The organism is Coleofasciculus chthonoplastes PCC 7420 (assembly GCF_000155555.1).
Lineage (GTDB): Bacteria > Cyanobacteriota > Cyanobacteriia > Cyanobacteriales > Coleofasciculaceae > Coleofasciculus > Coleofasciculus chthonoplastes_A.
The window spans coordinates 227,937-246,388 of the sequence record NZ_DS989851.1 but is presented as its reverse complement, the minus strand read 5'-3'; the positions used below and the strand labels follow the sequence as shown (position 1 = coordinate 246,388).

The following is an 18,452-nucleotide window of genomic DNA, read 5'->3' as shown; positions in this document are numbered from 1 at the left end:
GTTTTATGATTTAATCAAACAATCGTCTTCATGAAGGTGCAGGCTCGAAGTGGATAGTAATATTCAGAAAGAGGAATTTAGCTATGCCTATATTTATGCCATTGCCGCCACTACAGGTTGTGCCGTCCAGAGAACAACCACACCCCTCGATCGACTGGGTGTAGACCTGATTATCACAGGCATTAATAATCAAGATATAATAGACTTTCCTCTCCTCTATGTTCAGGTAAAATGTACGTCTAGACAAGTCCTTACGGCTAACTCTCTCAGGTATCCTCTCTCTGTCAAAAACTATGAAGAACTAAGAATCCGCGATCGCTATCCTCCCTTAATCTTAATTGTCGTTATTGTTCCTGACCAAGTAAATGACTGGTTAAATCAATCCGAAGCTGAACTCTGCCTCAAGCGTTGCGCTTACTGGATATCTTTAGCAGGTAAAGCACCCACCCAGAATCAAGAAACCATCATCGTTTATATACCCAGAGAAAATATATTCACTGCCAATGTACTTAAAACCATGATGCAGCGCATTACAGCAGGAGAACGGTTATGAATGTAACAGTTAAAGACATTGAATTACTCAAAGCTATACATCCTCAACAGGTAACAACTTACCTACAGGCAAAGGGTTGGCAACAAAAGCAGCAGATACCAAATCAAGCAATAATTTGGCTCAAAGACAAGGAATCCCACGGACAATTTAACCTTGTCTTACCCCTAAATCCAGACGTTCCTGATTTTCCCGTTTCCATGAACCTTCTGCTGGAAACCCTGGCCAAAGCTGAAGAACGTTCCCAACTTGATATTCTCAATGATTTAATTATTCAACTGTACAATAGAATTATTCAGGGAGTGGTCATGCAAATTAACTCGCCTAATCCCGACCAACTCAGCGGCAGAATTACACTAATCGGTGTAATTCTTGATAAACTGTGGAAAATTCAAACGGAGTTATTTGACCACGACTATATTAAAGCGATTAAAGCCTATCAAGAACGCTTACCTGTATCCTGTCTAGGGGACTTAATTAAGGAAGGTAACATCTTTATCCTTAAGAATCCTCGCAATTTTAGCCTGGATGAAGCCTGGAAAATCTAACCGTGTATACATCATAATAATTCAATCAAAAAATTATTTTTATTCAAAGTTTATACTGCAGCGAAATGTATAAATTAATAATCATTTACGGAAATAACCATGCCAGACGTACAGCTTTTTTCTCCCAAACAACTTGCTCTGTCTATCCAACTCGACTTGCAAAAAATCCAACCTTACTGTGGTACACCCATAGCGGCTGTCTACGCAGATAGTCTGTTGCGAACCTTGAGGACTATTCGCGATCGGTTTCCCTTGGAACCATTAACCGAAATCCTGATAGCTTTTTACGACGCGATCGCCTTTGAGAATCGCTGGATTGACTATCAGGCTAATCAGTATCAAGGGGTTCGCGATCTCCTCACCACTTTAGTTGATTCCCCATTGAGTAATGAAGATGTCGAACAAGCCATTTTAAAACTGGAAGATTTGGGCTTCGACACCCTGCCCTTTGGGGTAGAATTTAACTCTGGTATTGATCTAGGTAGCGATGAGGACTAATTCAATCGTGCGATCGCTCCTGTTTCCCAGCAAGTCAGGACTTACGCAGCCACACCATATATGGTGGTCAAGGTGCGTTACTCTTCGCTCTCCCCACCCTACACATAGAGGCTTTGCGTAAGTCCTACAAGTGCCAATTTTGTTCCCTCTTCTTGAAGGTGAGGGTTAGAGAGGGGTCAGATCAAGGTATTGCTTTGTTGATTTAGTATTGGGCGACCCGATCCCATTACAGCACTTTCTCACACGGTGTAGTACAGTAACTCTAGGACAGCTCTGTTCTGCTCTTGTTTAGGTGTATCAAATTCTGATGGCGTTTAATGACTCGATTTCCCCACGACCAGTTCGCCAAAGATTATCTCGATCAACTCTTATCCCCCATCAGAAACGTTGAGACAAGTCGAGATATTGCCGGGGAAGTGCGAGAGGTTGACGTTTACTTCACACCCACCTCTTCCCCAAATGACTACCTCCTCTCTCTAGGACTTTTAGGACGCTTCGCTACAACTTCCGCCGTCTTTGAACCCTTTCGCAACGCTGTAAGCCCTTAGCAAATTCGTGATTGTCTTGCCAAACTATTTGACCTACATCGGGAATTGGCACGACGCGCCAGACGAGAGTCCACTTCCATTAACGACAGCAAACTTCCCCAACTATGGATACTTACCCCCACCGCTTCAACCCGATTACTAGCAGGATTCGGAGCCGTAAGCAATGAACAGAACTGGTTAAGTGGACTTTATTTTCTGCCAGAGTATCTCAAAACCGCCCTAGTTGTGATTCATCAACTTCCTCGCACCCCAGAAACTCTGTGGCTGAGACTTCTGGGAAAAGGCACAGTTCAACAGCAAGCCATCGAGGAAATCACCGCATTACCTGAAGACAGCCAAATGCGGCAGTCTGCGCTAGAGTTATTGTATGACTTGCAAGCCAACTTACAAGCCAACCAAAACCAAAAATTAGACACAGAGGAGAGGGCGTTAATTATGGCATTAGCACCCCTATATCGGCAACAACTGGATGCAGCTCGACAACAAGGCATACAACAAGGACAACGGCTGATTATTGAAAACTTGCTCCAGACTCGCTTGGGATTGTTGACTTCCACCCTGACGGCTTTAATCACTCCTTTATCAACATTACCCCCTCAGCAATTAACCCCATTTCTCTTACAATTATCTCAACTGGAAAACAGTGAATCAGGAATCCAACAAGCACAGCATTTCATTGTTGAAAATTTACTCAAAATTCGCTTTGGAGAATTAGACCCTCAACTCACCGCACTTGTAACTCCTTTATTAGCATTACCCCCCCAAAAGTTAAGCCAATACCTATCGCAATTATCTCAGTTATCCCGTGAGCAACTCATAGCTCAATTTCCCCAAGCCAGTCCTTAAAGACGCGATCGCGCATAATCCATGTTTTAGTTAGCCGTTTCTGGAGAGCAGCGTAAGCCGCTCCTGAACGACCTGCTTATAAAATGCTTCTAAAAACATTCCTAATGTCAGGCTACCCAGTTTTCCAAAATCAAGCCGGGAATGCGGAAAAATTCTCTCACGTTATTGGTAACTAAAGTGATATTATACTCAAAGTCCTTAAATCGGCATCAATGACGAACCGAACCGTGCGATCGCTTTCTTTTCTCCAACTCCGGTAAGATAGACAGCTACACTCGTAGACTATCCCCATTCCCCAATGACTCGATTTCCCCACGACCAATTTGCCAAAGACTACCTTGAGCAACTCTTATCCCCCATCGGAAACGTTCAAACCAGTCGCAACATTGCTGGAGAAGTGCGCGAGGTTGACGTCTTATTTATCCCCACCTCTATCTCAAATGACTACCTCCTCTCACTGGGACTTTTAGGACGCTTCGCCACAACTTCTGCCGTCTTTGAACCCTTTCGCAATGCTGTCACCTCCGAGCAAATTTGTGATTGTCTTGCCAAACTGTTTGACCTACATCGGGAATTGAGACGACGCGCCAGACGGGAGTCTACTCCCCTGAACTCAAGTGAACTCCCCCGACTATGGATACTTACCCCCACCGCCTCAAGCCCCTTACTCGATAGCTTTGGTGCCTTGGGCGACGAACAAAACTGGTTCAATGGACTCTATTTTCTCCACGAGGCGTTCCGAACAGCCATCGTCGTCATCCACCAACTCCCTCGTACCCCCCAAACCCTCTGGTTGAGACTTCTCGGAAAAGGCACAATCCAACAACAAGCCATCGAGGAAATCACCGCATTACCCGAAAACAGCCAACGGCGGCAGTCTACGCTAGAGTTATTGTATGACTTGCAAGCCAACTTACAAGCCAACCAAGACCAAAAATTAGACACAGAGGAGAGGGAGTTAATTATGGCATTAGCACCCCTATATCGACAACAACTCGACGCCGCGCTGCAACGAGGCATGGAACAAGGATTGCAACGAGGCATGGAACAAGGATTGCAACAAGGCATACAACAAGGTATACAACAAGGACAACGACTGATTATCGAAAACCTCCTCCAGACTCGTCTGGGACAGTTGACCCCCACCCTGACTGCTTTAATTACTCCCTTATCGGCATTACCCCCTCAGCAATTAACCCCATTTCTCTTACAATTATCTCAACTGGAAAACAGTGAATCAGCCATTCAACAAGCACAGTATTTTATTGTCGAAAATTTGCTGAAAATTCGATTTGGAGAATTGGATGAGCAACTCACCGCACGGATCACTTCTTTATTAGCATTACCCCCCCAACAGTTAAGTCAATACCTGTTGCAATTATCTCAGTTATCCCGTGAGCAACTCCTAGCTCGATTTCCCTAAGCCAGTCCTTAAATTTGTATCGTTCCCTCCCCTTGAAGGGGAGGGTTAGGGAGGGGTCAGATCAAGGTATTGGTATTTTTGATTGAGTAAAGGGCGACCCGACCCAATTGAATGGATTGGAGTTGTTCATTGATGCAGGCGGGTCGCCCCTACAAAAATCGCCTCTTCCCTTCCGGTCAATTCCATCATGCGATCGCTCTGTTTGACTCAACTCCGGTAAGATAGATTTCTACAGTTGACCCGGATGCAAGACGAGGCGCTCCTACATTCAGTAAAATAAACCTCATCACCATCGACGCTCACAACCTAAAATGACTCAATCTCCCTACAACCAATTTGCCACCGATTACCTCAACCAAGTCTTATCCCCAATCGTTTTAACGAATAATCAATACATTTACCCAAAATGCTGACCCAATCTCCTCAACCCTTACGTCAATCTCTCATTCCTTCCCTAATTGCCCTCCTCTGTATCGTCGCCGTGGGGGGGTTGCAAATTCCCCAACTCAATCAACTCCAAGGCAAAGGCGAAACTCCTTCTCCCATAGAACTGCAACGCCAAATTGAAGCCGAAAAGGTACGCCTAAATCTCCTCCAGAAAGTACCAACATTCGGATTTGATAACCTAGTAGCCGATTGGGTTTTTCTCAATTTCCTGCAATATTTTGGTGATGATGAAGCTCGTGATGTCACTGGTTATCAACTTAGCCCAGAATACTTTGAAGTGATTCTAGCCCGTGACCCCCGCTTCTTAGACGCCTACTTTTTCCTTTCCGGTAGCACGTCTCTCTATGCAGGTATGCCAGATCGGTCGGTAGAACTAATGGAACAAGGACTCCAGCAGCTTTCCCCCAAAGTCCCTCGCGAATCCTATTACATTTGGCGCTATAAGGCAATTGATGAACTGTTATTCCTCGGTGACGCCCAAGCCGCCCGCCAATCCTTTGAGAAAGCCGCAGAATGGGCAAGCACTTATGAAGATGAAGAAAGTCAATATATTGCCTCAATTTCCCGCCAAACCGCCCAGTTTCTTGCCCGCAATCCCTCAAGCAAATCAGCCCAAGTCAGTGCTTGGTCAATGGTGCTACAAAACGCCATGGACGATCGCACTCGTCAACGTGCCATTAATCAGATTGAAGCACTCGGCGGTAAAGTTGTTATCACTCCAGAAGGTGCTGTGAAAATTCAACTCCCACAACAGGATTAAAGTCTGGAGGGAGATACTGGAGTTTAGACGCGGAGTCTAGGTCATAAGACCAATGACCAATGACCAATAACAAATGATCAATAACACTTCAAAATAAACTGCTGGTGATCAGATGTGCGATTATGCCCAATTTATAGCCAACCAAGGAAAAGACAATCAACACACTAAAGGCTTGCCAGTCACCAAAGTTAGCAACTTGTAAATCTAGCCGTACTAATGCCCCAGCTGATAACAACACCAAAATCCTGATAAAAACGTTTATCCAGCAGAGAATTAACACTGCCAAAAAAGCACCCACAATCACGGAAATAAAGGCACGGGTATCTGACTTTAGCCAACTGCTATAAACACTCTGAATCAGCGTCAATGGGGCAGTTAAGGCTAAATCAATTAACAGGATATAGATTGCCCCCATTAACCACAAAACCCACGGTCTATCCACATCTGCGATTAATTCTGAAGCCGCAATCAACCAGCCAAAGACACCATGGGTGGCGAACAAAATCGATAAGGAAGTCCAAGGGAGTTTTTTGACAAATAACATAGCCTAGTAAGTAGGTGGGGACAATTAAACTGAAGTTCCCCCAGCCCAAAAATTGAAACGGCTTCACTGTGAGGCTTTAGTCCTGAAAATTGGCAGTTTTGGATAGTTAGAACGTCAACGACTTTCCATTTCAATGAGAGCGCGAATGTCGTCAAGGGCGCTTTCGGAAACGATGCCTTCGGACACTAGCTTTTCAAATACCTCCTCTTCGCTAATGTGAACAACATGGTTAGCAACTTGGGTTTGAAGTGCGATCGCCAGTTCATGGCGATTCGTCCCCATCACTGAGAGTTGATGAAACGCCCGTTCACTCTTACTCTGATAAAACTGGATAAAATCCCCAGCAATCAGGGGGTCTACCGCCTGTTCTTCTTCTAAATCATAGATGCGCTGGGCGACCTTGCGGCACACATAAGCTGTGGCAGCATAGTATTCGTAGCGCACCTTCAATCGCCATAGACGACGCTGATTACACCAACGGCGACCGACGGCAAAGTGTTGGAGATACTTCATCGCCAAAGTCTCTAGAGGTGTCTTTAAAACCCACATGGAAGGTATTTTCGGCGGAATTTTGTTCTCCAGTACATCATCCCGCTTGGCTTCAATTATTAGGTTCAGTTTACGCAGCACTGATTCGGATAGCAACCCTTGATCGTAGAGATCCTGATAGGTTTGCTGCTCAATTGCCAAGCCCTGTAGCCAGAATACCTGGACTAATTCTGGATTAGCTTTCAGGTCCTCCCAGATTGCCTTCACCTCCGTCTCTGCTCTCAACAGTGCCTGTTCATAGTCCTGTCGCAGATCTTGGATCACTTCCTCCTCAAACAGATCCACTTCATTCAACTTGTGCAAAAACCGCAGCACCTCTCGCTTGGCTAGCACCGTCGCCTGGACTTTACCGAGGGAATCGAAAATGGGTGGTTCATCCAGCTTGAGCCGATGAATCACTGTACCCATCGTGGAGCCGCTGACCAGAATCGTAAACAAAGCTACCCCCAAGGTCATGGCAATAATCAGTTCCCGGTTAGGAAATGTACCCGGCAAACTCAGCGCCAACGCTAAAGCCACGGCGCCTCGCAACCCCCCCCAGAAGGTAACGACCTGAAAACGCCAACCGATGGGTTCGGTTTTGCGCTGCAACCAGTTTGATATAGGTGTTAGTCCAAACACGACTACCGCCCGAGCCACAATGGCGGCGACAATTGCCCAAGCCACCGACTGCCACAGACCGACACTGCCAATCTCGATTCTAAAGGTAAACCCAGCCGTATTAATCCCCACCAATAGAAAAATTAGACTGTTGGTGATGAAGGCGGCGTACTCCCAAAATTCATGCAGGTAGCGGCGAACCTCTGGGGTAAGGCTGTGATTCATATAGCGTCCCACGACCAACCCTGCCATCATCACCGAAATCACGCCGGAGACGTGGAAAAAGTGATCGGCGACAATAAAGGCGGCATAAGCCACAACTACGGTGACGGTGGTCTGAATTAAGGGATTACGCCGAGCTTGAGCGATGGCATAATCCATGATAGAAGCTGTAACCGCTCCCACTAGCAGCCCACCCCCCAACACGACAAAGACATTCACCGACCCCTGCTCAACCGTATCTACGCCAAACTCTTGGGCGGCGATTGCTGCTATCACCAGATCGAACATCACGATGGCTGTGGCATCATTGAGCATACTTTCGCCCTCCACTAACATCGTCAGCCGCTTGGGTACGCCGAACTCCTTGAATAGAGAGATCACCGCAACGGGGTCTGTCGCGGAAATCAGTGTTCCAAATAGCAGCGCTCCTCCCAAGGAGAGGGGGGTCAGCCAGGATAGAGTGCCTCCGACTATCACCACCGATACCAGTAACCCAGGTCCGGCTAAAATCAGAGCTGGGGTCAGCGTCTTCAGGAGTACTCGGTTGTCTAGATTGATGGCTGACTCAAAGATCAGTGGCGGTACAAATGCGTAGAGAATAAGTTCGGGCGAGAGTGTCAGCGCATTCAAGGTTTCCAGGGGAAGCCCCGTTTGTGTCAGTAGACCGAAAATAAACCCGATAATAACCAATCCCACCGTATAAGGAAAATGGAGACGCTTGAAGGTTACTGCCCCCAGACAGGCTACCAGGAGTAAGACCAAAATCTCAATCTCGGCGGTCAGCAGCGGATGGTGTACACTGTTCATTGAAGCAGGGATATTACATTTGATTAATGACTTTAACATACGGCAATATAACCGTTCCGAAAAACCTATACAGAACTCTGGCTCAAAAGTTACAGGTATCTCACTTGTTACTGACCGAAACGAGGTGATCTGGGGAATGGAGTTAGAGCATCGGGGTCAGTTGATTAAATCGGCTCTTGATTCCCGTCGAGCTGTCAGAAGGGGTCGCAGGAACCGAAATACTCGATACAGGAAAGCACGTTTTTAAAACCGAAATCGCCCACAAGGATGGTTAGCTCCAAGCTTGTTGCATCGAGTTCTAACAACAATCAACAGCTAGAAGTTGAACATCTGGCGATCGCACTCTTGGAACAAGAGGGGTTAGCCGCCCGGATTCTCTATCACGGGTGACGGTGGATGTGCCGATGTTTAAGCAGCAATTGGAAGCCTTCGTCAACCGCCAAGCTTATGCACAGGTAAATTATCGGCAGTCCGCTTCCTTTTAGCTTTAGACCCCATCTTCCCCGTTTCCCCTTAACCATACCCATCCCTAGCTAGACTCACAAGCAAACATCACAAATGGCTACGATCAAGTTCACAACCAATCACTGATCGAGATCGCAATCCTCAGGCGGATTAATTTTGCATACTAGCTAATGACTGAACTCTAGCCGAGTCATCAATAGGGAACACACAAATAGCCGACAGGTTCTCCCCATAGAGACTGTCGGTTTTTTATACTTGATCATCAAGGATTTGTCAATAAATCATTGAGGATTGGTGAGATGAGGCGGTGATTGGGAAAATTGGGAATCTATACTTATGAGCAAAATGCTTCCCCATCCCGAATCCCGAATCACCAATCCAAAGGTGACCTGATGACCAAGTAATGTTGTCTCGAGTCAGGACATCGATTGAATGATGTAATCAAAATAAGGAGCCGCTTCCATGGCATCTTCCTGACTCAGCAACTCCAAGGAGGCATTTTTGAGGCAACGAATCGATTCAACCATTCCGGCGACGGGGACGCCAAGAGAGTTATACATCTCCTTGACCCCAATCAAACCAATTTTTTCAATCGGTTCCTTACCTCCAGCCAGAACACCATAGGTAATCAATCGCAAATACCAGCCATAGTCCCGTAGGCATAGCGATCGCTGGCGTTCCCCATAAGCATTACCTCCTGGTGAGATAAAGTCAGGACGCTTTTGCCATAGCTGCTTACTGGCTTCCTGGACAATCTTCTTTTCATTTTCTGCTAGGGTGGAAGCGATACGCATCCGTTGCTCACCCGTCTGCAAAAAGGCTTTAATACCCATCAGTTCACCGGAGCTGGGATACCGCAGCTCGTCGTCGGCTTGGAGGATAACTTGGCTAACTACGCTCATCTTATTGGGTTAACTTAGATAACATTTGTAGTTTAGCGACTCAAGCTACAACAAATAAAGTCAGTCGAGCGAAAAGTTTTCGGTTGAGACGCGGCGATCCAGGTGTATGGGTGCTCCAGATGCTCCAGGTGCAGTAACCAAAGTTAGCGGTCGCAAGAAGTAAAAAGTTAAGTTTAGGGGCGGGTTTAGGGACTAATGCTAATTAAGACCAATAACTGAGCAATAAAACCCGCCCTTCTTAGCCATCCCTTATATTCCTCTTTTGTATACGCCTCTTTTGTAACAATCTGGCAATCCCTTTGATTACACATCTACATTGTATTTTTATGGATCACTCTGTCTCCTCGCCCCCTCGTCCCCCCGTTTCCCCTGATCAGTGGCAACAAGGTCAACTGCTGGAACTGACGATCGCAGACCTGAATGATCGTGGTGATGGTGTCGGACGGTTGGGGAATCGCGTTGTGTTTGTCCCTAATGCAGTGACTGGGGATCAGGTTCGAGTCAGGCTGGTGCGCGTCAAACCCAATTACGCGATCGCGAAACTGGATCAACTTCTCGAACCCTCTCCCCATCGCATTCGCCCTCACTGCATCGTGGCAGATAAATGTGGCGGTTGTCAGTGGCAGCATGTTGATCCCCAGTATCAGCGATCAGTCAAAGAAAATCTGATAGAGCAAGCCTTAACTCGTATCGGCGGCTTCAATTCCATCGAAATCGCCCCAATTTTAAGCGCTGACTCTCCCCTAGCTTACCGGAACAAAGCCACCTATCCAATGCGGCGATCGTCTTCGGGTCAAGTTCAAGCTGGGTATTACCAGAAAGGGACGCATCAGCTAATTAACCTGAATCAATGCCCCGTTCAAGATGATCGCTTAAATCCCCTGTTAGCCCAAATCAAGCAGGATATTCAGCAACAAGGGTGGTCAATCTACAACGAACGCCGTCATCAAGGGCGATTGCGTCACCTGTCACTGCGAATTGGACGCCGAACCGGGGAAATGCTTTTAACCTTAGTCACAACTGATGCCAATTTAACCAATCTGGAAACGCAAGCTCAAACCTGGCTTGATCGCTATCCTAACCTGGTGGGTGTTTGTGTGAATGTGAATCCCCACCGTACCAATGTCATTTTCGGGGTTCAAACCCATTGTGTCCTAGGTCAACCGTATCTGGGGGAGATATTCGCGGATTTAGAGTTCCAATTAAGACCCGATACCTTTTTCCAAGTCAACACCGAAGCCGCAGAAGCCTTGTTCAATGTAATTCGGCAAAAGCTGGCACTCCAAGGAACAGAATATCTCGTCGATGCCTATTGTGGCATTGGTACATTCACCCTACCCTTAGCTAAACAGGTACATCAGGCATTGGGGATCGAAGTGCAAGGGACAGCCGTGGAGCAAGCCCAAATCAATGCCCAGATTAATGGGATTACCAATGTCAAGTTTGAAACAGGAACTGTGGAAACCCTGCTGCCGCAACTGGGGATCACGCCAGATATCGTATTACTTGACCCGCCACGCCAGGGCTGCAATCCCCAAGTGATTGATACCCTGTTATCAGTTATGCCTCAACGCCTTGTCTACATTAGCTGTAAGCCAGCCACCCTAGCACGGGATCTTAAACGCCTCTGTCATCTGGGCGGCTACCAATTAACCCACGTTCAACCAGCAGACTTCTTTAGCCAAACACCCCATGTTGAGTGTGCGGCTTTCTTGGAAAAACAGGAGGGATGAGGGAGTTATCAGTTATCAGTGAGCAGTTATCAGGAGCAGGGGGAGCAGGGGGAGCTGGGGGAGCTGGGGGAGCTGGGGGAGATGGGGAAGATGGGGAAGATGGGGAAGATGGGGAAGTTAACTCAAAATTATACCTTACCTGTTCACTGTTCCCTGTTCCCTAATGAATGACGAATCCCCAATTTCAAACAAAGCTCTGGTGTTTAAAGGAGAGTTTCGATACAATAGTAGAATAGTAGATAAAGTCCATTCTCTAACTTAATTTCAAGGAAAAAGTACCCCTTAGAGGCAAATTTGACTTATCATACCACAATCTACCAATCAATGGGCAGTAGTTGAAAGTATTCACCACAACCATTAAGAAGCTCACCAAGCTGCTGACGTTCAGAGAAACTCAAAATTGAGCATGAGGATTCTACACAATTGGATCTAGATCAGCGCATTCAAAGATTAGGGTGCTAGTATACAAAATCTGGACAAACCTTTATGATAACTCATACCTGAGTCTGGAGAGTCTGGTTTGAGAAAAATGAGATCAAAAAACACGGCAATAGCCTGTGTCATGCATCCAGTCCACCAACGAAAAGTTAGGGGTTTTTTAAGTGATTGCTGTATCATCTTTGCGCCCAGTTGAACGCAACTGGGGAACAATTAGCTTTGCTTCTACCCTTTACCTATGCCCAATTCTCGACCTACTTGTCGAACAGATTCCGCGCAAGTGGCGACCGGAGATCCGACTTGGACTCCAAGAAGCATTGGTCAATGCGGCAAAGCACGGCAATAATTTAGACCCGAGTAAGACCGTAATGGTTCACTTTTGTGTCATCAATGACGAATATTGGTGGATAATCTCAGATCAAGGTCCCGGCTTTTCTCCGCCTTGTCGTCAAGGGAATTCTGACGACGGTTTGCCCCATGATGAATCCGAAAATGGTAGAGGGTTATGCCTCCTCTACCAAATTTTCGATCAAGTTCACTGGAATCCCCAAGGGACTGAACTGCGAGTGTGTAAACACATGAAGAGTCGATCAAGGTTACCCTTGATTCCCTAGCGATCGCGATTTCCATGGGTTGGGCAAGGGGGGGCTGAGATCGAGTGATCCAGCCATCCTGACGCCTGACGTAACCGAGCTAGAGCTTCCTCTGGCTGTTCTTTGAGCAAAAAGACTAAAGCCGCCGCTGTTTGTTCCTTGGCTCTAGCTGGGCGATTTGACTTTAATCGATGCCAATCTTGGGGTGTAATCCCTAAGCGTTCTGCCAGGGCTTGGGCAAGTTCCAGGGTACTGGCGTCCTTGAGATTATCGGTTTTTGTCAATTCCATCGGTCTAGGTATAAGTTTATTAAGTGAATCCCACGGCTGAAACCCCTGGGGTCTTGTATTTGATTTTATCTATTTTTTCACCTATCGATTGTTAACTGTTCCCTTATGAGCGCTGATTCTGATCCCAATCAGCAAAATCTAGATGCTGACGAATTTGAGCAAGCGTTATCTGAGGTCGAGCGATCGCTAGAAGCTCTCAAAGAGCGCTATGCACAAGTCCAACGGGATCAGCAGCGACAAGCCCAGCTTCAGCACCGTCGCGAGCAAATTAGACAATCGCCACGTCAAATCCGTAATCAACCCGCTTTGAAAGCTGAACTCCGGCAAATTAAGGAGCAGCTTGAAACTATTGAACTCAATCTAGAGAGTCGCCTTTTTTCCTGGAGTGCGTTTAAAGAACCTTTTTGGCAAGCCGTTCGCTTTGGCGGACTGGGGATTGTGATCGGCTGGTTGCTCAAATCTTGTGCCGGTTAAGCTGTCATGCATTTAAATTGGGTATTAGTAGCGAGCAAGATGCTCTCACTACAAGGATTTCACCATTATTGACATTAAGGTTTAAATGCCGAACAGCTTAAGCACCTCCCCCAACCTTGTCGGGGCGATCCACTGACATCAATTAACAACCTGTAGGGGCGACCCGCCTGCATCAATTAACAATCCCAGTCAGCTCAATGGTATCGGGTCGCCCTCCACTCAATGTCCTCGCCTCACCCTCTTCTCCTTGCCAATTGGCGACAAAACCCTTCACAATAGTTAACGAACCGCCCAATCTGCCCATCCTTTTTCTACCCGGATTTCTCGTCGCCGAGCCTGAAGGATTGATCCACAGCAAGGCAGTGGAGATATTGATCGCCGGCTCATGACCAATCCCCCATTCATTCGGAAAAATAATTGATCCTATATTGTTTTGCATTGATCCCCAACTTTAATTTGAATAACACTGACTTTAGAGTTTGTAGTAAGCGCTTAAGCGCTTCTGTCACGCTTCGTGCCTAATACAGACCCAGCTTAAGTCAGTGCCATTCATCTTAATTCCTATTCAACTGAGGGTCAACAACCCAGCGCTGACCGATACGAGCGGTACAGCGTGGGCTTGAGAAATAATTCTTAAGCCCTGTTGATTAGCCTTAGCAGCTCGTTAATAGTAAGAGCTGCTCCGTTTATCGAGAATATATAGGCATCGTGGGGTGCAGGATTGACGCTTCGGCTCCGCTCAGCGTCAACTATCCGTTTCCTAGCTCCACGCTCTGCGGTTTTTCATTAAACATTCCTGTTGGGTAGGGAAAGTATGGAAACATCAAAACCTTGATAAACATTGGCGAAGGAAACCACACCCTGAGCGAAGTCGAAGGGTGAAAACCTTAACTTTAGGTGAAAATGAAAGTTTACGTTATTAACAGACACGGGCGTCCCTTGATGCCCACAACTCCCAGAAAAGCAAGACTCTTACTCAACAGAGGTAAAGCCAAAATTACTGGACGTGAACCATTCACTATCCAGTTAGTCTACGGTTCGAGTGGTTATACCCAGCCTGTAGAGTTGGGTATTGATGCAGGGTACGAGAACATTGGATTCAGTGCCGTCAATAAGAAAGAGGAGGTAATAGGTGGCGAACTTAAAATGCTGAAGGGAATGTCTGAAAGGATTACCGAAAAGCGGAAGTATCGTCGCACTCGTCGAAATCGACTCAGATACCGAAAACCTCGCTTTTCCAACCGAAGAGTTGATAAAGGATGTTTAGCACCTAGTATCCAGCACAAACTAGATACTCATCACCGCCTCATTGACAAAATCCGCCGTATCCTTCCAATCATTGCTGTAACTATCGAAGTAGCAGCTTATGATATCCAGAAAATCAACAATCCCACGATTGAGGGAGAACAATATCAGTACGGGGAAAAATACGGTTTCGACAACCTGCGGGAATATATCCTGCACCGGGATAGACACAAGTGCCAGAATCCAAACTGTAAGAACAAAGCAGATGACCCTATCCTGCAAGTTCATCATTTGGGCTTCTGGAAGAATCCCCCTGACCGCACAGACAGACCAGCTAACCTGGTGACTCTGTGTACTAAGTGTCATACCTCGAAGAATCACCAAAAGAAAGGTTTCCTATTCGGATGGGAGCCAAAGCTCAAGTCATTTAAGGGTGAAACCTTTATGACAATGGTCAGGTGGCGCTTAACAGAAGAAGGTCAGCACAAATCGACTTTTGGCTATATCACCAAAGGTAAGCGCCGGGAACTAGAAATAGAGAAATCCCACCACAACGATGCTTTCGTCATTGCTGGTGGGAGAACTCAATCTCGCGTCACCAAACCTCTGATGCTCGAACAAATCCGTCGTAACAAGCGGTCGATGGAGCAATTTTACGATGCCAAATATCGCGACCTCAGAGACGGGAAAACCCGATCTGGCTCAGAACTTTCTTCTGGTCGTAGAACAAGGAACATTAATCTTAATGGCGAGAATGTGAGGCAGCATCGCGCTCACAAGGCAAGCGCTGGACGCCGCTCTATCAAGAAGAAGCGATATCCCTATAAACAACACGACTTAGTTCTGTTTGAAGGAACTATCTATGAAGTGATTGGGATGCAGAATCTAGGCGCTGGCGTAAAACTCAAAAACTATCCTGGAGTGAAAAACAAAGTGGTTAAACCTTCTGTTGTAAAATCTATTCGCAAGAGAGGAGGGCTATGTGAAGTTGTTTAGTAATTTAGATAATTCGAGGACATTGAGTCCTCAAATTATCCCACCTATCCATCCCAGCGCCGCCTTCCAGGACGGCGTGGGGCTTCCGGTGTTTTTTGCTAAAAAAAGCTGAATGAATCGTTCAGGTATGGGCAAGCTTGGTTGGACTGAATTCTGATAAACTGTCAAAACTATGCAAAAGAAACCGATCGCACAACTTTTACGCACGGGTCAGCCGGATGAAACCGTAACCATCCAGGGCTGGGTACGCACAAAACGAGAACTCAAAGAGTTTGCCTTTATGGAGGTGAATGATGGCTCCTGCTTGGCAAACTTGCAAGTCATCCTGAATCCCGACGTACCCGATTATCAAACGACTCTCCAACGGGTTAATACGGGGGCGTCTGTAGAAGTTGCTGGCGTATTGGTGCCGTCTCCGGGAAAAGGACAACGGATTGAGTTGAGGGCAAATTCGGTGCAGGTGTATGGGGAAGCTGATCCCGCCACCTATCCACTACAGAAAAAACGCCATTCCTTTGAGTTTTTGCGAACCATTGGACATCTGCGATCGCGTACCAATACAATCGGTGCTGTGTTACGGGTGCGTAATGCTTGTGCTAATGCTATCCACCAATTCTTTCAGGAACGGGGGTTTTTGTGGATTCACAGCCCGATTATCACCGCAAGCGATTGTGAAGGGGCGGGAGAACTGTTTACGGTAACCAATCTCAACCTCAACGAGATTCCCAAAACCGAAGATCAATTGGTCGATTTTAGCCAAGACTTCTTTGGACGCCAAGCCTACCTGACGGTTAGTGGGCAACTGCAAGCCGAGGTAATGGCGATGACATTTGGCAATGTGTATACCTTTGGTCCGACATTCCGGGCGGAAAATTCAAATACCTCCCGCCATTTAGCCGAGTTTTGGATGGTGGAACCGGAAATGGCGTTCTGTGATTTACAGGGCGATATGGACTTGGCGGAGGAGTTTCTTAAGTATGTATTCTCCTCGGTACTAGAGAACTGTCCCGAAGACATGGAATTTTTCAATAAGCGGATAGATAATAGCGTTCTGGCAACGGCGGACAATATTATCAACAATCAGTTTGAGCGGATTACCTATACTGATGCGATCGCGCAATTAGAAAAAGCTGACCGTAAATTTGAGTATCCGGTTGAGTGGGGGACAGATTTACAGTCGGAACACGAGCGCTATTTGGCAGAGGAATTATTTCAGAAACCGGTTATTGTTAGCGACTACCCTGTAGGGATCAAGGCATTCTATATGCGTTTGAACGAGGACGGCAAAACCGTCGCCGCCATGGATGTGCTAGCACCGAAGATTGGCGAGATTATCGGTGGTTCCCAACGGGAGGAACGCCTCGATGTTCTCCAGCAGCGCATCCAGAATCAGGGAATGAATCCAGAGGAGTTTTGGTGGTATCTAGACTTGCGGCGCTATGGTACTGTTGCCCATGCAGGGTTTGGTTTAGGATTTGAGCGATTGGTGCAGTTTATGACGGGGATGGGAAATATACGAGATGTGATTCCCTTCCCCCGCACACCCTTGAGTGCCGAATTTTAAGTTGAGTGACATCTCCTAGGTCTTGCGCCGATAACATACACTTCCTAACGACCATCGATGAGGGTCAAGCCGCGATCGCGACTTGACCTGATATTTGATAACTTACAAGCGATAGTTTAAAGCCCTAGCGGGATTATAATCCTTGCCAGTTGGGTGTTTTACTGAAAAACGATTCAGTGATTAATTCGTGATCGCACTCCTATTGAAAGGGTTGGACTCCAAAAAGCTTGTCGTCAATAGACTTATGGCTATATCCGGTTTGTACAACTGGCGGGACACTTTATGGCTCCACCTAAGTCTGATTGTCGCTCTTTCTCCTACGAGGGAATGAGGGTTGCAGCCAAAGAAAACGGACAACTTATGCTTTCAGTTTAGACACCTTATGGTTCAAGTAACAGTAGCTTCGCTAGATTTACGCCTAGGTGGTGAACTCGGGATGACTGATCAAACCCCAGTGATCAGCCAGCGTTGGGTGTCGTTGTTCTGGGCGGTTCGGGTGACCAACCGGAAGTCCTCACCGGCGTGTTCGTGAGCGTCCACGAACCGTCCGTTGCTTAGCTGCTGGATGGTGTACTTCCCGTTGCCCTGGTGCAGGACTACCCAGCGTTGAGTATCGTTGAGCTGGGCGGTGCGGGTGACCAGCCGGAAGTCCTCACCGGCGTGTTCGTGAGCGTCCGCGAACCGTCCGTTGCTTAACTGCTGGATGGTGTAGACCCGCCCGATTTGGGTTAGGCTCCAGCGCTGAGTGTCGTTGTTCTGGGCGGTTCGGGTGACCAGCCGGAAGTCCTCACCGGCGTGTTCGTGGGCGTCCACAAACCGTTCGTTGCTTAGCTGCTGGATGGTGTACTTCCTGTTGCCCTGGTGCAGGACTACCCAGCGTTGAGTATCGTTGAGCTGGGCGGTGCGGGTGACCAGCCGGAAGTCCTCACCGGCGTGTTCGTGAGCGTCCACGAACCGTCCGTTGCTTAACTGCTGGATGGTGTAGGTGTCGAGACGGTCTGGGTCAGGCAGGAATACCCAGCGTTGGGTGTCGTTGTTCTGGGCAGTCCGGGTGACTAACCGAAAGTCCTCGCCGGCGTGTTCGTGGGCGTCCACAAACCGACCGTTGCTAGTTTGCTGCATGGTAAACACGCCACCGACTGGAACGAATATCCAGCGTTGGGTGTCGTTGTTCTGGGCAGTCCGGGTGACTAACCGGAAGTCCTCGCCGGCGTGTTCGTGGGCGTCCACAAACCGACCGCTGCTCACCTGCCGGATGGTGTATCGGCCCTGTAGCGGTGCTGGCAGGGTGGCTAGATCTGATGAGATGCTCTCATGTTCTGGCATTAGTTTCTCCTCGTGTGCTTGAGATTCACTTTCCTCAGCATAGACCCCCCCCTGATTGTTTACACCTATCAGTTCTACCGAAAC

At 47.3% G+C, this 18,452-nt stretch carries 19 protein-coding genes and 2 pseudogenes; 15 read left to right on the top strand and 6 right to left on the bottom strand.

From position 1 onward, the window contains the following. The first annotated feature begins 49 nt into the window (after positions 1-49). The 7 genes from MC7420_RS16935 (at position 50) to MC7420_RS16910 (ending at position 5,620) form a co-directional block, all read left to right on the top strand. Positions 50-553 (top strand): DUF4365 domain-containing protein, encoded by a 504-nt coding sequence (locus MC7420_RS16935; protein WP_006101776.1) that lies wholly within the window; start codon positions 50-52, stop codon positions 551-553. Beyond that, positions 550-1,098 (top strand): hypothetical protein, encoded by a 549-nt coding sequence (locus MC7420_RS16930; protein ID WP_044207713.1) that lies wholly within the window; start codon positions 550-552, stop codon positions 1,096-1,098. Before MC7420_RS16935 ends, MC7420_RS16930 begins: the two co-directional genes overlap by 4 nt. 99 nt (positions 1,099-1,197) lie before the next feature. Beyond that, the gene (locus MC7420_RS16925) at positions 1,198-1,596 is read left to right on the top strand and encodes a hypothetical protein (protein WP_006101606.1); all 399 of its coding nucleotides are present in this window, start codon (positions 1,198-1,200) and stop codon (positions 1,594-1,596) included. Between the two features lie 317 nt (positions 1,597-1,913). Next, positions 1,914-2,144 (top strand): hypothetical protein, encoded by a 231-nt coding sequence (locus MC7420_RS42595; protein WP_006101783.1) that lies wholly within the window; start codon positions 1,914-1,916, stop codon positions 2,142-2,144. Between the two features lie 45 nt (positions 2,145-2,189). Continuing rightward, entirely contained in the window at positions 2,190-2,990 is an 801-nt protein-coding gene (locus MC7420_RS16920; protein ID WP_006101792.1) for a hypothetical protein, read from the top strand. Positions 2,991-3,288: 298 nt separating this feature from the next. Next, the gene (locus tag MC7420_RS16915; protein ID WP_006101647.1) at positions 3,289-4,413 is read left to right on the top strand and encodes a hypothetical protein; all 1,125 of its coding nucleotides are present in this window, start codon (positions 3,289-3,291) and stop codon (positions 4,411-4,413) included. A gap of 406 nt (positions 4,414-4,819) precedes the next feature. Continuing rightward, positions 4,820-5,620 carry a hypothetical protein gene (locus MC7420_RS16910; RefSeq protein ID WP_006101642.1) on the top strand — a complete coding sequence of 267 codons (801 nt, stop codon included), beginning with the start codon at positions 4,820-4,822 and terminating at the stop codon, positions 5,618-5,620. Positions 5,621-5,708: 88 nt separating this feature from the next. Here the strand turns inward: MC7420_RS16910 and MC7420_RS16905 are convergent, their stop codons facing one another. Both MC7420_RS16905 and MC7420_RS16900 read right to left on the bottom strand, forming a co-directional pair. Further along, a complete protein-coding gene (locus tag MC7420_RS16905; protein ID WP_006101796.1) occupies positions 5,709-6,164 on the bottom strand; it encodes a hypothetical protein in 456 nt (151 codons plus the stop codon). Between the two features lie 114 nt (positions 6,165-6,278). Next, entirely contained in the window at positions 6,279-8,342 is a 2,064-nt protein-coding gene (locus MC7420_RS16900; RefSeq protein WP_006101667.1) for a cation:proton antiporter, read from the bottom strand. Positions 8,343-8,418: 76 nt separating this feature from the next. Here MC7420_RS16900 and MC7420_RS42590 point away from each other — a divergent pair. Together MC7420_RS42590 and MC7420_RS37010 are read left to right on the top strand one after the other, a co-directional pair. Next, positions 8,419-8,586, top strand: a pseudogene (locus tag MC7420_RS42590) (RRXRR domain-containing protein); the annotation flags it as partial. 23 nt (positions 8,587-8,609) lie between these two features. Continuing rightward, positions 8,610-8,785, top strand: a pseudogene (locus MC7420_RS37010) (Clp protease N-terminal domain-containing protein); the annotation flags it as partial. Positions 8,786-9,223: 438 nt separating this feature from the next. Here the strand turns inward: MC7420_RS37010 and MC7420_RS16895 are convergent. Beyond that, a complete protein-coding gene (locus MC7420_RS16895; RefSeq protein WP_044207711.1) occupies positions 9,224-9,709 on the bottom strand; it encodes an allophycocyanin subunit alpha-B in 486 nt (161 codons plus the stop codon). Between the two features lie 326 nt (positions 9,710-10,035). Here MC7420_RS16895 and rlmD point away from each other — a divergent pair, with 326 nt between their 5' ends. From rlmD to MC7420_RS16885, 3 genes are all read left to right on the top strand, one after another. Continuing rightward, positions 10,036-11,442, top strand: coding sequence for a 23S rRNA (uracil(1939)-C(5))-methyltransferase RlmD (rlmD, locus tag MC7420_RS16890; protein ID WP_006101609.1), 1,407 nt, complete (start codon positions 10,036-10,038; stop codon positions 11,440-11,442). Continuing rightward, positions 11,439-11,606, top strand: a complete 168-nt coding sequence (locus MC7420_RS39865) for a hypothetical protein (protein WP_006101700.1) — start codon at positions 11,439-11,441, stop codon at positions 11,604-11,606. Before rlmD ends, MC7420_RS39865 begins: the two co-directional genes overlap by 4 nt. Positions 11,607-12,047: 441 nt before the next feature. Then, a complete protein-coding gene (locus MC7420_RS16885) occupies positions 12,048-12,494 on the top strand; it encodes an ATP-binding protein (protein ID WP_157453202.1) in 447 nt (148 codons plus the stop codon). On the opposite strand, the gene MC7420_RS16880 is transcribed toward MC7420_RS16885, so the two are convergent. Further along, the gene (locus MC7420_RS16880) at positions 12,491-12,763 is read right to left on the bottom strand and encodes a DUF6439 family protein (protein WP_006101802.1); all 273 of its coding nucleotides are present in this window, start codon (positions 12,761-12,763) and stop codon (positions 12,491-12,493) included. The genes MC7420_RS16885 and MC7420_RS16880 overlap by 4 nt on opposite strands. A gap of 105 nt (positions 12,764-12,868) precedes the next feature. Between MC7420_RS16880 and MC7420_RS16875 the strand changes: the two genes are divergently transcribed. Beyond that, the gene (locus tag MC7420_RS16875; RefSeq protein WP_006101764.1) at positions 12,869-13,237 is read left to right on the top strand and encodes a hypothetical protein; all 369 of its coding nucleotides are present in this window, start codon (positions 12,869-12,871) and stop codon (positions 13,235-13,237) included. Between the two features lie 172 nt (positions 13,238-13,409). Here the strand turns inward: MC7420_RS16875 and MC7420_RS16870 are convergent, their stop codons facing one another. After that, positions 13,410-13,676 carry a hypothetical protein gene (locus MC7420_RS16870; RefSeq protein WP_044207706.1) on the bottom strand — a complete coding sequence of 89 codons (267 nt, stop codon included), beginning with the start codon at positions 13,674-13,676 and terminating at the stop codon, positions 13,410-13,412. A 464-nt stretch (positions 13,677-14,140) separates the two neighbouring features. On the opposite strand from MC7420_RS16870, the gene iscB reads away from it, so the two are divergent. Next, on the top strand, positions 14,141-15,478 hold the full coding sequence (gene iscB, locus MC7420_RS16865; protein ID WP_044207703.1) for an RNA-guided endonuclease IscB: 1,338 nt from the start codon (positions 14,141-14,143) through the stop codon (positions 15,476-15,478). Between the two features lie 172 nt (positions 15,479-15,650). Continuing rightward, positions 15,651-17,042 carry an asparagine--tRNA ligase gene (gene asnS / locus MC7420_RS16860; protein ID WP_006101797.1) on the top strand — a complete coding sequence of 464 codons (1,392 nt, stop codon included), beginning with the start codon at positions 15,651-15,653 and terminating at the stop codon, positions 17,040-17,042. A 444-nt stretch (positions 17,043-17,486) separates the two neighbouring features. On the opposite strand, the gene MC7420_RS16855 is transcribed toward asnS, so the two are convergent. After that, positions 17,487-18,368 carry an RICIN domain-containing protein gene (locus tag MC7420_RS16855; protein WP_157453199.1) on the bottom strand — a complete coding sequence of 294 codons (882 nt, stop codon included), beginning with the start codon at positions 18,366-18,368 and terminating at the stop codon, positions 17,487-17,489. Positions 18,369-18,452: the final 84 nt, after the last annotated feature.